A 14,554-nucleotide genomic window follows, 5' to 3' on the forward strand; every position below is an offset into this window, starting at 1 on the left:
TTCAGACGCCTGACACAGGCCGTCAAGTCATGTTGTTGAGCGTTCGACGAACGTGCAAACAGACGGGGCGACTTGATGATACTGGCGCGATCACGGAATTATCGGCGGGGCGGGTAATGGTAGGATGCGTGTGGTGGATTTGATCTGCCAAGGCCGGCGCCTCTCAGGCCCAACCCATTCCCCCCGCCCACTGGGAGCGTCGGCCACCCTTCCATGAAAGAGCCTTTGAGTGGTTGCCTGGTCCGGCAGCGTCGCGATTGTGGCCCTGCTCAGAACTTGTAGCTCAAATTGATGCCTACCGTGTTGAGCTTCACGTTCTGATCGCGATCGTTGAAGGGTTCCGCCACGTCGTAGTGCTCGGAGCCGAAATCATAGTAGCGATACTGTGCGCCGACGACGAACTTGTCGGTCAACGCGTAGTCGACGCCGGCACCCACGGTCCAGCCGACATTCGTGCGCGTGCTGGCGAACGCCGGACCCGCGACTTGCGATGTTTCGATGCCGGCAAAGGCGACGCCGCCAATGCCGTAGACCAGCAGGCGATCCATGGCGTAGCCGGCCTTGGCGTTGACCGACCCGAACCACTTGATGTCGGTGCCGAATGTGCTTCCCAGCGCCGATACCGTCGTGCCGCCGACCGAGGAATAGTTGAGGTCCGCCTCGGCGCCGAGCACCGCCTGGTTGAACTGCAACAGGCCTGCGACATGGCCGCCGACAAAACCGCCGTCAATGTCGGGCGCGATGGAAAACGGCGCGCCTTCTGTCACCGATATATCGGATTGGCCCCAGCCATAGCCGGCCTGCAGACCAGCGTAGTAGCCGGTCCAGTCGAAGCCGGGCGCGGTCATAGGCACGTCGACGGTTGGGTCGGCTGCAAAAGCCGGCACGGCCAGAACGGCGAGAAAACCGGCACTTGCGACTATCAGTCGACGCATCGAACTCCCCAAATGACGATTCAGAAAGATCCTCGCCAGAAGGATAACCGCATTCGCCGCAATCGCAATCCCCCTGTCGCCGCACAGAATCCTCTATTTGTCGTCGATGAAGTCCAGCACAGCCTGGTTATATTCATCCGGCGCTTGCAGCATGGCGAAATGACTGGCGTTGGGCAGGATAATCAGCTTCGCGCCCGGGATGGCGGAGGCGATATATTCGGTGTGTTCGCGCTTGATCGCTTCGTCATGGTCGCCGGCAACGATCGCCGTCGGCGTGGTTATCTCAGCGAGCTGCTCCTTGGTCCACGCCGGCTCGGTCTCCCACATATGGCTCATCTGCGCCACGAAGGCGTCATACTGGTCCGGTGTTTTCGACATCTTCTTGTAGTCGCGGCCGGAGCGGTCGATGTAGGCGGCAAAGGTCTTGTTGGTCATCACGCCCGGATCGACGCCGTCGGTGGTTACGTTGGCGGCTTGCGCAAACAGCCTTGTCAGCCGCTCCGGATGATGCAGCGCGATGTCGATACCGATGATGCCGCCGTCGCTCCAGCCGACGAGCGCGATCTTGTCGATCTTCAGGTAATCGAGCAGCGCCAGATAGTCCGACGCCATCAAGTCATAGCCATAGGGCTGCTCGGTGCGGGTGGAGCGGCCGTGGCCACGGCTGTCGGCGACGATCACCTTGTGCGTCTTGGAAAGCGTGGCCACCTGGCTGGCCCAGATGTCGGCGTGGCCGAGGCCGCCGTGAATGAGGAGCACCGGGTCGCCCGCGCCGAAAACGGCGTAGTACATCTGGATGCCGTTCACCGGCGCATATCCGCTCTGATCGGGTTTGGGCATGGCCGCAGGCTCCGGCAAGGTCTGCCAACGTTCCTCGGCGGCGGCAAAAGCGCTCGAGGCGGCGAACAAGATGACGATGGCGAACACTTTCCAAAAACGGGTCATGTTTTTTCCCTCATATGGTTCGGTCCGCGGTCAGCATCGCCTTCCAGCCGGATTAGTCAACAAGCCCGGCCTGCGCGGCGTGTCGGACCGACGGCTCTGGCGGCGCCCGCCGACATTTGCGAGACTGGCCGTAACCGAGGAATCGCCAATGACGAAAGCAACGCCCACAAAACCCAGACCGTGGACCGAGATGGCGACACATCTGGTCGATGTCGCCATGGGGCGGAAGCCCGCTGACCTGGTCGTGCGCAACGGCCGCTGGGTGAACGTCCATTCGGGCGAGATCATCGCCGGCACCGACATCGCCATTGCCGGCGGGCGCTTCGCTTATTGCGGGCCCAATGCCAGCCATGCCATCGGGCAGGGCACCACGGTGGTCGACGCCGGCGGGCGCTATCTGGTGCCCGGTCTCTGCGACGCGCACATGCATGTCGAAAGCGGCATGGTGACGGTGACCGAGTTCTGCCGTGCCGTCATTCCGCACGGCACCACCTCGATGTTCATCGACCCGCACGAGATCGCCAATGTTCTGGGTCTGCCCGGCGTGCGGCTGATGCATGACGAAGCGGTCGCCATGCCCATCAACGTGCATGTGCAGATGCCGTCCTGCGTGCCTTCGGCGCCGGGGCTGGAACATGCCGGCGCCGAGCTGACGGTCGCCGATGTCGAGGAGGCGATGACCTGGGAAAACATTATCGGCCTGGGCGAAGTGATGAATTTTCCCGGTGTCGCCGCCAATGATCCTGTCATGTCGGGCGAGATCGCGGCGACGGTTCATGCAGGCAAGACGGTCGGCGGCCACTATGCCTCGCGCGATCTCGGCCTGCCGTTCCATGGCTATGTCGCCGGCGGCCCCGAGGACGACCATGAGGGCACACGCGCCGAGGACGCCATTGCCCGGGTGCGCCAAGGCATGAAGGCGATGCTGCGGCTGGGCTCGGCCTGGTACGACGTCGCCTCGCAGATCAAGGCGGTGACGGAGAGCGGCATCGACCCGCGCAATTTCATCCTGTGCACCGACGACAGCCATTCCGGCACGCTGGTCCAGGAAGGCCATATGGACCGCGTGGTGCGCCACGCCATCAGCCAAGGCTTGAAGCCGGTGACGGCGATCCAGATGGCGACGCTCAACACCGCCCAGCATTTCAGACTGGAGCGCGAGATCGGTTCGATCGCGCCGGGCCGGCTGGCCGACCTGCTGATCGTCTCGGATCTCGCCGCAATGACCATCGACGAGGTCTATGCACGCGGCGTCAGGCTGGCCAAGGGCGGCAAGCTCGAAATCGATATTCCGGCCTATGATTACCCGAAGACGGCGAAGAACACCGTCAAGCTTGGCAAGAAGCTGAAGGGCGGCGACTTCGATATCGTTGCTCCCAAAGGCGCCAACGAGGTGCGGGTGCGCGTCATCGGCGTCATCGAGAACCAGGCGCCGACGCGCGCGCTGGAGGCCGATCTGGCGGTCGAGGACGGGCTGGTCGCCATGGACCGCCGCAACGACATCTGCCAGATCGCGCTGGTCGAGCGCCACCGGGGCACGGGCGGCGTCACCAACGCCTTCGTTTCCGGCTTCGGCTATATGGGCGACTGCGCCATGGCGTCCAGCGTCGCGCATGACGCCCATCACATCATCTGCGTCGGCACCAACAAGCAGGACATGGCGCTGGCGGTAAACCGCCTGGGCGAGGTCGGCGGCGGCGTCGTGCTGTTCTCCAAGGGCAAGGAATTGGCGCTGGTCGAAATGCCGATCGCCGGCCTGATGTCGGACGAGCGGGCCGAGATCGTCGCGGCCAAGGCGGAGAAGCTCACCGAGGCGATGCGCAAGATGGGCTGTTCGCTGAACAACGCCTACATGCAGCACTCGCTGCTGGCGCTGGTCGTCATTCCCGAACTCAGGATTTCCGATGTCGGCCTGATCGACGTGACGACATTCCAGAAGGTCGATCTGTTCGTCTAGGATTGTTGATATTCAGGCCATGCCGGCCTGCAAGTAGCGATTTTCTGCGCTTCCGGTGCTCACGTACTTAAGTACGCTCCGCTCCGGTTCTCGAAAACCACCACTTTCGGCTCGGCCTGACCCGAATCTCAACAATCCTAGGGCCAATGTCGCCCGCTGGCTCACCCGCCGGTGGCGATGGTGAGCACCTTGAACGGCGTGGTGATGACGATCTCGGCGACCGAGCCGACGGCCTTTCCGAGGCCCTGGCCGAGATTGTTGAGCTGAGTCGGGACGGGCTCGTCCGAGGCAAGACCGGCAGGCGCCCGCAGCCGGTCGCCGAGCAGTTGCACCAGCATCGGGTTGTCGGCGAATTTGGCGTGGTTGAGGCGGTCACCGCCCTTGGCCTGGGAAAGGTCGACCACCGACACGCCATAGCTGGCGAGGTCGGCCGCATCGCCGTAATCGCCGACGCGCGGCTTATCGCCTGAGATCAGGGAGGACAGCTTGAGAGCCCGGTCATCCGCCGAGAGCAGGATGGCGAATGGCTTGTCGGGTTTGCCGTAACGGATCATCTGTTTCTTGAACACGTCGACATCGATGTCGGGCGAGGCCAGGATGACGTAGCCGAGTTTGTCGTCGAGATCTCGATCGCCGGTGATGGCAAGCTGGCGCAGAGCCTCCATGGTCACCCAGGTCCCCATCGAATGGGCGATGATGTCGATGCTCTTGACCTTGGTCTTGGCCAGCATCCTGAGCGTCGCCTCGAGGTCGTCGCGCGCTGCGTTGGCGCTTTCTTTGTCGTATATGTAACCCGTGGTCTTGCCGCTCGAAGCCCACGAGAACAGCACCGGCGTGCCGGGATATTTCGTGTCGTGGGCGATCTGCGTCAGCCGGTAGATGCCGTCGTCAAAACCGTTGTTGAAGCCGTGCACGAAAACCAGCGCACGGTCGCCGCGCATGGAAATGTCGGCGCCGACCGCCTTGGCGAATTGCGGCGCGCTTTCATAGAAGGTGACGTCCTTGGCGGTGAAATCCTTGGCCGGATTGCTGTTCGCGGATCCCTTGGCCCGCTCGATGGCGCCGACCTGATGGTTTTTCGGGACGGTGACGTCGACACGGGCAAAGCTGGTGGTCAGCGAGCGATCGCCATCGTACACCTGTCGCGGATCCTTGGTTGCCCTCTGGCGGGTAGTGGCGACGAAGATTTCATGCGTGGCCGCGATGTCGGAAGCGGGCACCGAGACCGTCGTCCTGTTGAGCAGGTCGTGCGTTTTCCCGCCGGCGCAGCCGGTGACAGCGAGCGTCAATGCAACGACGAGATAACTCTTCGAACGCATGGTCATACGCCGGCTCCCGCAAAGGGGGACGTCAAACGCATGACGTCGCTGGCTATTCCGATAAGGCCGGAGACCGGCGCGGTCCAGTTCAAAGTGAATCGATACATCCGCAGTGGTGAACAGGCACGGCGAAAACCGCGGGACCGCATCTATTGTCCAAGCAGGCCGATACGATCGGTCACGTCACGGTCGCTGGCAAAGCCGTCATCCTCGCGCAGCCGCTGGCCGATCATCTTCACCAGCGTCGGATTGTCGGCGAACTTCGTATGGTTGAAGCTGTCCGATCCCTTGACCTTGGACAGGTCGACGACCGTCACGCCATAGGAGGCGAGATCGGCGGCATCCTTGTAGTCGCCGACGCGCGGCCGGGATCCGGCGATCAGGCCGGAGAGCCGCAGCGCGCGGTCGTCGTCCGACAACAGCAGGATGAACGGCTTGTCGGGCTTGCCATAGCGCCGCATCTGGCTCTTGAACACGTCGACATCGATGTCGGGCGAGGCCAGCACCACGTCGCCGAGCTTGCCGCCGAGATCGCGGTCGCCGGTGATGGCCATCTGCCGCAGCGTTTCCATGGTGACCCAGGTTCCGAGCGAATGCGCGACGATGTCGATGCGCCGCGCGCCGGACTGCTCCAGCATCCTGAGCGTCACCTCCAACTGGTCGCGGGCAGCGCTGGCGCTTTCCTTGTCATAGACGTAGTCGGTGGTCCTGGCGCCCGATGCCCAGGAAAACAGCACGGGCGTGCCGGGATAGCCGGAATCATGGACGATCTGGGTCAGGCGATAGACGGCGGCATCGAAGCCGGTGTTGTAGCCATGCACGAAGACCATGACGCGGCCGCCACGCGCCGCGATGTCGGCGTTGAGCGCGCTGGAGAATTTCGGCTGCGTGTCGTAGCCGACGACCTCGGAAGCCATGAAATATTTGGCCGGGTCGTCCGACTTGCCGCGCGAGCGGCGCTCGATCTGGCCGGTCTTGTGAAGCCCCGGAACGGTGACGTTGACGCGGGCATAGTTCAGCGTCGCCGAGCGTTCGCCGTCGAAAACCTTGTTGGGATCGTCGGATTTCTTGCGCGTCGTGGCGATGAAGATCGAGTGGTTGCCGGCAATCTCCGTCACCGGCGCGGACACCATGGCGCTGCCCAGCAATTCCTGTGTTTGCTGGCCGGCGCAGCCGGAGACGAACAAGGCCAGGACAACGGTAAAAATCTTCTTCAAAGGCACGCCTGAATTTCCAACTCCGGCCGAAAGGCCTGTCTATCCTCACGATACCTCCCGGACAGGCAGAGTGCGGCAGAACTAAGTCATGTCCAGTCGAAATGTGATCGGCGCCCCGCTGCGGGCATCGCAGTGTTGCGCGAAAGCCAAAATGGCGGAAAACGCCTGCGTGATCCGCGCAATAAGCGCCGTCGCCGCCGGCCTTCCAATTCCCGCAGAGATAGCGATTTCAAGCCGCCCGGTGCGAGGGGGCATTAGAATGCACCCGCAAGTAGCTGAAAGTATTCCGCAAAATTTCCGCCCGGAAGGACGCACATGATGGACGATGGCGCCGCGTAGCCGGATATGCAATACGCGGGCTCGCGCCGCACCTTGTCCGGGCGCTCAACAACCGACGTGCGCGACCCGATCAATGATAGAGGTCCGCGGACAGCGTGCAACGCAAGGCGGCTTTCCCAAGGGTGGTTTCCGATGAACAGTTTCTCTTCCCGTGTTGCTGCCGCTGCCGCCGCGATCCGCCAGATCTTCCCTGAAACGCCGCTGCAGGAAAACGATTATCTGTCGAAAAAGACCGGTGCGCGGGTGCTGTTGAAGCGCGAGGATCTGTCGCCGGTCCGCTCCTACAAGATCCGCGGCGCCTTCAATTTCTTCCGCAAGACACTGGCGGCCGGCAACGAGGCTGAACTGTTCGTCTGCGCGTCGGCCGGCAACCACGCGCAGGGTTTTGCTTTCGTCTGCCGCCATTTCGGCAGGCGAGGCGTTGTGTTCATGCCGGTGACGACGCCGCAGCAGAAGATCGACAAGACCAGGCTGTTCGGCGGCGATTTCATCGAGATCAGACTGGTCGGCGATTTCTTCGACGACTGCTATCGCGCGGCCCTGGAATTCACCGACAGTTCCGGCGCCCATATGGTGCCACCCTTCGATCACAAGGACATTATCGAGGGCCAGGCAACCGTCGCCTACGAGATCGCAGACCAGATGCCGGGCGCCCGCATGCCCGATATCGTCATGCTGCCGGTCGGCGGTGGCGGACTTGCCGCGGGCGTTACCCATTATTTCGCCGATCAGGGCAGGCAAGCACGGTTCGTCTTCTGCGAACCGGCCGGCGCGCCGAGCCTGCGCGAGAGCCTCGCGGCGGGGAAACGGCTCAAGCTCGCCAAGGTCGACAATTTCGTCGATGGCGCCGCGGTGGCCGAGATCGGCCGCGAGCCGTTGCGTCATCTCAAGGATTTTCCGGCCGACACGGTGCGGCTGATCCCGGAAAACCGGCTCTGCGCCACCATGATCGAAATGCTCAACGTCGAAGGCGTCGTGCTGGAGCCGGCCGGCGCGCTGGCGATCGATGGGCTCAAGGATTTCTCCAAGAAGGAGATCAGGGGCAAGACCATCGTCGCCGTGGTTTCGGGCGGCAATTTCGATTTCGAGCGGCTGCCGGACGTCAAGGAACGGGCGTTGCGCTTCGAGGGGCTGAAGAAATACTTCATCATCCGCTTTCCGCAGCGGCCCGGCGCGCTGCGAGACTTCCTCGAACTGCTCGGGCCCGACGACGACATCGCCCGTTTCGAATATCTGAAGAAATCGGCGCGCAATTTCGGTTCGGTGCTGATCGGCATCGAAACCAGGGACCGCCGCAATTTCGATCTGCTCAAGGCGAAGTTCGAGGCCGAGGGCGTCCAGTATCAGGACATCACCGACAACGAGACACTGGCCGGGTTCATCATATGAGCGATCGGGATCAAATGATTGATCCGGGAAAAATCTTCGTCGCGCTGTTTTCCGGCATCAATGTCGGCGGCAATCGCATCGTCAAGATGGCGGAGCTGCGGTCGTTCTTCGAGGGGCTCGGCTTCTCCGATGTCGCCACCTATGTGCAGAGCGGCAATGCCGTGTTCCGGGCGAAAGAGGGCGAAGCGGTCACGTTGACGAAACAGATCGAAGCAGCCTTCGAGAAGAAATGGGGTTTTTATTCGCGCATCATGGTGCGTGATCTCTCGTGGTTCGAGCGGCTGGTGAACGAAAACCCTTACCCGGAAGTTGCCGGGGACCATACCAAGCTGCACGCCTATGTGCTGGAGCGCGAGCCGACAGCGGACGAGGTGGCGCGGCTGACCGAAAAGTGCACCGGCCCCGAACGCTTCGAGATCAAGGGCGATGTGCTCTACTTGCACGCACCGGACGGGCTGGGCAAATCGGTGTTTGCCGGGCTGATCCCGCGCACGCTGAAAGTGCCGGGTACCGCACGCAACTGGCGCTCGGTGCAGGCGCTGCTGGAGATGGCTGCTCAGGCCGGTGGGAAGTAAGTCGCCGCCTAAGCTGCCGGAGCGGGTTTCCAGTCGAAGGTCAGCTCTTCGCGGAAAGCAAAGCGCTTGATGTGATCGGCGACAACGCTTTCCAGGCGTTCGAGCGAGCCGCCCTCGTCAGTCGTGACCGCGATATGAAGGGCGCCCGCGTCTGCGTCCAGAACTGTGCGGCCCATTGAGAGATCGATGGTGCCGTGGGTGGGATCGAACTCGACCGGAAATTTGTGCGCCCAGTGCTTGCACAGCTGTTGCAGATAACGGCTGGCGTGTTCGGTGGCGACATCGGCACGGCTGGTCGGCATGGATGAATTCTCCTGGTAAGCGCCGGCCTTGCCGGGCAGGCGCGATAGGCAGGTAGATAGGTGCCGTCGATCAAAACGGCAAAGGCGGCCGGCTGGTCCGCGTGGCCGCCCCATTCAAGATGGCGTGATCGCTACCAGGTGCCGGTGTTCGGCATCGAGGCCCAGGGCTCGGCCTTGGGCTTCGCCGGTCCCTTCTGCAGCAGCTCGAACGAGATGCCGTCCGGCGACTTGACGAAGGCCATGTTGCCGTCGCGCGGCGGCCGGTTGATGACGACGCCGTTGTCCATCAGATGCTGGCAGGTGGCGTAGATGTCGTCGACCTCATAGGCGAGGTGGCCGAAATTGCGCCCGCCCTTGTAGTCTTCCGGATCCCAATTGTAGGTCAGTTCGATTAGCGGCGCCTTGTCGGCGATGCCGCTTTGCTCGTCTTCCGATGCGGCGAGGAAGATCAGCGTGAAGCGGCCTTGCTCGTTTTCGTAGCGGCGCACCTCCTTGAGGCCGAGCTTGTTGCAGTAGAAATCAAGCGAGGCATCGACGTCGGCGACGCGGACCATGGTGTGCAGATAGCGCATGTGATTTCCTCGATAAATTGCGTTGCGGTGCAACATAGGGTCGGCCCTGTAAAAGGGCAATCATGCGGCAGCGCGCAATGCCGGCAAAGAACAAATCCGGTATTGCCCCAATGAACCGTGAAAAAAGGCACGGCAGGTCTTGCACACACCGGAAGCCGCAGTGTTAAGCTAGTGTCAAGAATCAGTCGCGGTGTTCTTGAAAAGAGGGGGCATTCTTATGGGGGAAAAGGCCTCTTTCATGGGGCGGGACGGACCCCTTGGCGACGCCCTGCAGCGTGACGAAGGCGGCGACGCCGCCGACCTGCTCGAAATTGCCGGCGCCATCAAGTGGTTCGATGTGGCCAAGGGCTATGGTTTCATCCTCCCGGATGACGGCATTTCGGGCGACATCCTCCTCCATGTGACATGTCTTCGAAAGGACGGCTTTCAGACGGCCCTGGAGGGCGCGCGCGTGGTCTGCCTCGTCAAACATGGCGACCGCGGATTGCAGGCCTTCCGGGTGCTCTCCATGGACGTCACCACCGCGGTCCACCCGGCCGAGATGCAGGAGCAGCGCACCCATGTCGCGGTGACGCCGGAGAGCGGTCTCGAACGCGCCTTGGTGAAATGGTTCAACCGCACCAAGGGGTTTGGTTTTCTCACCCGCGGCGAGGGCACCGAGGACATCTTCGTCCATATGGAAACCTTGCGCCGTTACGGTATCACCGAGCTTCGGCCCGGACAGGTCGTGCTGGTTCGTTTCGGGCGCGGCGACAAAGGCCTTATGGCCGCCGAAATTCACCCCGATATGGGGACCTTGCCGGTGTCGCACTAGGGCGTTTCCGGCCGAGGATCTCGAATGGCTTACAGGAACTGGCTGACCGCGGGCGCGATGTGCGCGATTGCCTTCATCGCCGCCGCCGGTGGTTACTTCTATTCCGAAAAGCCGACCTCGGCGGACAGCCGGGCGATGATCCTTCCGGCCGATCCGGCGCCATTGGTCGTGGTGACGAAAGGCGGTGATCGCTCTTTTTCCATCGAAGTCGCCGACACCGCTGCGGAGCGCGAGGCCGGCTTGATGTACCGCCAGGACATGGCGGACAACCACGGCATGCTGTTCGTCTTCGAGGTCCAGCAGCAGGTTGGCTTCTGGATGCACAACACGCCAATGCCGCTTGATCTGATTTTCGTCGGCCAGGATGGCAAGATCCGGGCGGTCAAGCACGGCGAGCCGCAATCGGACGCCGTCATCTCGCCCGGCGTGCCGGTGCGCTTCGTGCTCGAGCTCAAGGCCGGCACTGCCGCCAGGAACGGCATCGAGTATGGCGACCTTTTGCGCCACCCGGCCGTGGACACGGTATCCGGCCCCGGCATGCCACCAGCCGACAATAGCGATGCGCCGAATGGCGGTGGCGGTTGAGCACACAGGCGGGATCGCAGATGCAGTTTTTCACCCATGACGGCTTCGAGCTTGCCTTCCTCGACCGCCAGCCGGCATCGGGCGAAGGCGATCCGGTGCTCATGATCCATGGCTTCGCTTCGAGCCATTATGTCAACTGGGTGTCGCCCGGCTGGTTCAAGACGCTGAACGATGCCGGTTACCGCGCCATCGCCTTCGACAATCGCGGCCACGGCTCGTCGTCGAAGAGCTATGAGGAGGCCGACTACACGCCGGTCAAGATGGCTTCCGATGCCGCTGCCTTGCTCGGCCATCTCGGCATCGGGCGCGCCCATGTCATGGGTTATTCGATGGGCGCCCGCATCGCGGCGTTCATGGCGCTGTCCGATCCGGACAAGGTGGCGACGCTGGTCTTCGGCGGTCTCGGCATCGGCATGGTCGACGGTGTCGGCGATTGGGATCCGATCGCCGCCGCCCTGCTTGCCGATGATCCGGCCGCCACCAGCCATCCGCGCGGCCGGTCGTTTCGCGCCTTCGCCGACCAGACCCGCAGCGATCGCCGTGCCTTGGCCGCTTGCATCGCCAAATCGCGCGAATTGCTGAGCGAGCAGGATATCGCGCGCATCGCCCAGCCGACGCTTGTCGCCGTCGGAACCACCGACGACATTGGCGGCTCGCCCGACGAGCTTGCAGCGTTGATGCCGAACGCCAGCGCCTTTCACATCGAGGGCCGGGATCATATGCTGGCCGTCGGGGACAAGACCTTCAAGCAGCGCGTGCTGGAGTTCTATGCCGAGAATCCGCTCTGAGCGGACGGCGAGGGACGCGGGACGTGACTGCCCTCAGCCTGTGGTGAGAGCCGCCAGCGACCGCGCCATGTTTTCCCGGGCCTGCCGTTCAAAGCGTTGCCGGAATTCCTCGGTGTGGAAAATGTGTGGGCGGGCGAGGAAATTCTTCAGCACCGCACTGCGTCCGGCTCGCCACATCGGCTCCTCCACCCAGTGATACTCGCGCCGCACGGCGCGCTCATAGGCGTCGAAGGCGTCCGGCGCGGCTCCCAGGATCGACAGGTCCATATCCAGAAAAAGACTTGCGTCCCGTGTGGCCGCCGCGTCGTCGAACGGCGGCACCTGGTGCGTGGCGGTGGCGACGATCATTGCCGAGATGCGGTCGAGACGTGAAGGATCCGCGCGGCCCGCCAGCTCTTTCTCGGCAAGGGCCGCACTTTGCGCCTCATTGTCCTTGGCCTTGCTGTCGTAGATGGCATCGTGGAACCAGATCGCCGCTTCGATCGCCTCGGGGTCGCCGAGCAATTCTCGACAGTCGCCAGCGAGCGCCAGCATTGCCTCGATATGGGAAAGGTTGTGATAGTGGCGGCCTGGCGCCCGGTAGAGAGCCGAAAGCTCGCTTTTCAGCGCGTCGTCGATCAAGGGTTCGTTTTCCATGGCTGCTTGAATTCCCGCGAACCAAATCCATTTGACAAAGCACTAAGGAAAATTGAGTTCAATCGTGCTATGATCTGGCTTATATGTGCGGCCAGGCAACAGGCAAGCACTACAGGCAAGCCAGGCAGGACGCAGGACCAGACGGCGATGAACAGCATCAGCATTTCCCGACACAGCGCATTGAAGCCGGTCGATCCGATCTGGCGTTCGATCCGCGACGAGGCCATGGAGGCTGTCAACCGCGATCCGCTGCTCGCTGCATTCCTTTATTCGACCATCCTCAACCAGGACAGCCTGGAGGAGGCGGTCATTCATCGGCTGGCCGAGCGGCTGGCGCACCAGGACATCGGCTCCGATCTCATCCGCCAGACCTTCAAGTCCATGCTGGCCGACGACAAGGAGTGGCCGACGACGGTGCGTGTCGACATCCAGGCCTATTACGATCGCGATCCGGCTTGCGACCGCTTCATCATGCCTGTGCTCTATTTCAAGGGTTTCCACGCCATCCAGACCCATCGGCTGGCGCATTGGCTGTGGAACCAGGGGCGCAAGGATTTCGCGCTCTACCTGCAGAGCCGCTCGTCCTCGGTCTTCCAGACCGACATCAACCCGGCCGCCCGCATCGGCAAGGGCATCTTCATCGACCACGCCACCGGCCTCGTGGTCGGCGAGACCGCGGTCATCGAGGACGACGTGTCGATCCTGCATGGCGTGACGCTGGGCGGCACCGGCAAGGCCGGCGGCGACCGCCACCCCAAGATCCGCTATGGCGTGCTGATCGGCGCCGGCGCCAAGATCCTCGGTAACATCGAAATCGGCCATTGCTCGAAGATCGCGGCCGGCTCGGTGGTGCTGTCGCCGGTGCCGCACAACAAGACGGTTGCCGGCGTGCCGGCCCGCGTCGTCGGCGAGACCGGCTGCGATCAGCCGTCGCGCCAGATGGACCAGCTTCTACCGTCGCAGACGATGGATCAGGTCGTCAGTTTCGACATCTGATTTTCACGGCGCCGCCGTCTGCTGTCGAATTCCGGCCGCGGGCAGGAGCGGGCGGTTGTCTCGCCTTATCAGGCCGCTTGCCTTTACATCGCCATTGTCGACGTGCCAGAAGCGCGTTGAACGAGCAAGCCCGATGATCGGAGAAGACTGTTGAAGCCGGACGAAATCAGAAAGCTGGACGCCTATTTCAAGCGCGTCTTCCAAAACCCCAAGCTTGAGGTCAAGGCACGGCCGCGCAAGGATGATTCGGCCGAGGTCTATGTCGGCGACGAATTCCTCGGCATCGTCTTCAAGGACGAGGACGACGGCGATTACAATTTTTCGATGGCAATTCTCGACATCGATCTGGCCTGAGCCAGCAAATCTTGCGGTCGGTCGGCTCATGCGGCCGGCCAGCCGGTTCCCTCGAAGCGTTCTTAGCGTCCCGCCTTCAGAACGCGCCCGGCTTCAGTGGCGATTGCCGCGTCGAGCGCCTGCCAATCGCCCAAAAACTCCCTTGGGAAGCGATAGGTGAGGCTGAGTTCGTCGCCGACCTGAATGTCGCGCTCGCAAGGCGCCAGCGATTGCTCGGCACTCGGCCCGCCCAGGCAACGGGCCACGAACGGCTCCTTGCCGGGGCGATTGCCGACAACCAGCACCTCGTTCAGATAGCCTGATTTCTCGTTGAAACCATAAATCATCGTGCCGCCAGGCCCGGCAATGCCGGGTCGGGTGATCAACGCGCTGTAGATCGGCGTGAAGCGGCCACTCATGTCACGCGACATCATCTGCTGTTCGAAGGACAGAAAGACGACGCTCTTGACTGTGCCCGTGTGGTTGAAATCGTTGCGCGCCGGCTCGCTGTAGCCGTCCATCTGGGGATAGCGCAGATAGAGGTCGAGCCGCGAGGCGATGCCGTCGCGCCGGGCTTGGGCGAAACGGATGGCGTTGGCCGGGACCGTGATGACATTGTTGCCGATCACCACTTGGTGCACCGTTGCGTCGTCGGTGTATCCGGCCATGGCGATCGAATGGCCAAACCATTTGCCGGCAAGGCTGATCGCTGCCGAAAGCAGGGCCAGCGCCGCGAATCCGTAGAGCACCCGCTTCATCAGCCTGGAATCGACCACGGTGAGTTCGTTGGCGAGCGCTGCCTGCTTCATCTCAGTCCTCGGATCTCGGGCGGCCCGTCCGCCTCCAGTGTCC

General features: G+C 62.6%; 16 protein-coding genes. 8 read left to right on the top strand and 8 right to left on the bottom strand.

Annotated features, from left to right (window positions below; genetic code table 11):
* Positions 1-269: 269 nt before the first annotated feature.
* A complete protein-coding gene (locus NKJ37_RS09705; RefSeq protein ID WP_352439913.1) occupies positions 270-935 on the bottom strand; it encodes an outer membrane protein in 666 nt (221 codons plus the stop codon).
* Positions 936-1,028: 93 nt separating this feature from the next.
* Complete coding sequence (locus NKJ37_RS09710) at positions 1,029-1,880, bottom strand: alpha/beta fold hydrolase (protein ID WP_352439914.1); 852 nt, start codon at positions 1,878-1,880, stop codon at positions 1,029-1,031.
* A gap of 148 nt (positions 1,881-2,028) precedes the next feature.
* Between NKJ37_RS09710 and ade the strand changes: the two genes are divergently transcribed.
* Positions 2,029-3,837: an adenine deaminase gene (gene ade / locus NKJ37_RS09715; RefSeq protein WP_352609629.1), complete on the top strand. Its 1,809-nt coding sequence runs from the start codon at positions 2,029-2,031 to the stop codon at positions 3,835-3,837.
* A 161-nt stretch (positions 3,838-3,998) separates the two neighbouring features.
* On the opposite strand, the gene NKJ37_RS09720 is transcribed toward ade, so the two are convergent.
* Together NKJ37_RS09720 and NKJ37_RS09725 are read right to left on the bottom strand one after the other, a co-directional pair.
* A complete protein-coding gene (locus NKJ37_RS09720) occupies positions 3,999-5,162 on the bottom strand; it encodes an alpha/beta hydrolase (RefSeq protein WP_352609630.1) in 1,164 nt (387 codons plus the stop codon).
* A gap of 143 nt (positions 5,163-5,305) precedes the next feature.
* Positions 5,306-6,379, bottom strand: a complete 1,074-nt coding sequence (locus NKJ37_RS09725; protein WP_352609631.1) for an alpha/beta hydrolase — start codon at positions 6,377-6,379, stop codon at positions 5,306-5,308.
* A 465-nt stretch (positions 6,380-6,844) separates the two neighbouring features.
* Here NKJ37_RS09725 and ilvA point away from each other — a divergent pair, with 465 nt between their 5' ends.
* Positions 6,845-8,101, top strand: a complete 1,257-nt coding sequence (ilvA, locus tag NKJ37_RS09730; protein ID WP_352609634.1) for a threonine ammonia-lyase IlvA — start codon at positions 6,845-6,847, stop codon at positions 8,099-8,101.
* A 14-nt stretch (positions 8,102-8,115) separates the two neighbouring features.
* Positions 8,116-8,676: a DUF1697 domain-containing protein gene (locus tag NKJ37_RS09735; protein ID WP_352609721.1), complete on the top strand. Its 561-nt coding sequence runs from the start codon at positions 8,116-8,118 to the stop codon at positions 8,674-8,676.
* 8 nt (positions 8,677-8,684) lie between these two features.
* Here the strand turns inward: NKJ37_RS09735 and NKJ37_RS09740 are convergent, their stop codons facing one another.
* Together NKJ37_RS09740 and NKJ37_RS09745 are read right to left on the bottom strand one after the other, a co-directional pair.
* Positions 8,685-8,978 (bottom strand): DUF2218 domain-containing protein, encoded by a 294-nt coding sequence (locus NKJ37_RS09740; protein ID WP_352773760.1) that lies wholly within the window; start codon positions 8,976-8,978, stop codon positions 8,685-8,687.
* A gap of 131 nt (positions 8,979-9,109) precedes the next feature.
* Entirely contained in the window at positions 9,110-9,550 is a 441-nt protein-coding gene (locus tag NKJ37_RS09745) for a VOC family protein (RefSeq protein ID WP_352439918.1), read from the bottom strand.
* Between the two features lie 217 nt (positions 9,551-9,767).
* On the opposite strand from NKJ37_RS09745, the gene NKJ37_RS09750 reads away from it, so the two are divergent.
* Genes NKJ37_RS09750 through NKJ37_RS09760 form a run of 3 tightly spaced genes read left to right on the top strand, consistent with a single transcriptional unit; the run spans position 9,768 to position 11,737 of the window.
* On the top strand, positions 9,768-10,364 hold the full coding sequence (locus tag NKJ37_RS09750) for a cold-shock protein (protein WP_502897069.1): 597 nt from the start codon (positions 9,768-9,770) through the stop codon (positions 10,362-10,364).
* Positions 10,365-10,388: 24 nt separating this feature from the next.
* Positions 10,389-10,949, top strand: a complete 561-nt coding sequence (locus NKJ37_RS09755; protein WP_352439921.1) for a DUF192 domain-containing protein — start codon at positions 10,389-10,391, stop codon at positions 10,947-10,949.
* 20 nt (positions 10,950-10,969) lie between these two features.
* Complete coding sequence (locus NKJ37_RS09760) at positions 10,970-11,737, top strand: alpha/beta fold hydrolase (RefSeq protein WP_352439922.1); 768 nt, start codon at positions 10,970-10,972, stop codon at positions 11,735-11,737.
* A gap of 33 nt (positions 11,738-11,770) precedes the next feature.
* Here NKJ37_RS09760 and NKJ37_RS09765 read toward each other — a convergent pair whose 3' ends face one another.
* Positions 11,771-12,373: an HD domain-containing protein gene (locus NKJ37_RS09765; protein ID WP_352439923.1), complete on the bottom strand. Its 603-nt coding sequence runs from the start codon at positions 12,371-12,373 to the stop codon at positions 11,771-11,773.
* Between the two features lie 147 nt (positions 12,374-12,520).
* Here NKJ37_RS09765 and cysE point away from each other — a divergent pair, with 147 nt between their 5' ends.
* Both cysE and NKJ37_RS09775 read left to right on the top strand, forming a co-directional pair.
* Positions 12,521-13,369 carry a serine O-acetyltransferase gene (cysE, locus tag NKJ37_RS09770; RefSeq protein ID WP_013531333.1) on the top strand — a complete coding sequence of 283 codons (849 nt, stop codon included), beginning with the start codon at positions 12,521-12,523 and terminating at the stop codon, positions 13,367-13,369.
* A 150-nt stretch (positions 13,370-13,519) separates the two neighbouring features.
* Complete coding sequence (locus tag NKJ37_RS09775; protein ID WP_013531334.1) at positions 13,520-13,723, top strand: DUF3126 family protein; 204 nt, start codon at positions 13,520-13,522, stop codon at positions 13,721-13,723.
* A 62-nt stretch (positions 13,724-13,785) separates the two neighbouring features.
* Here NKJ37_RS09775 and NKJ37_RS09780 read toward each other — a convergent pair whose 3' ends face one another.
* The gene (locus NKJ37_RS09780; RefSeq protein WP_352773761.1) at positions 13,786-14,511 is read right to left on the bottom strand and encodes a hypothetical protein; all 726 of its coding nucleotides are present in this window, start codon (positions 14,509-14,511) and stop codon (positions 13,786-13,788) included.
* Between the last annotated feature and the right edge of the window lie 43 nt (positions 14,512-14,554).

The organism is Mesorhizobium sp. M0140 (genome assembly GCF_040322475.1).
Classification (GTDB): Bacteria; Pseudomonadota; Alphaproteobacteria; order Rhizobiales; family Rhizobiaceae; genus Mesorhizobium.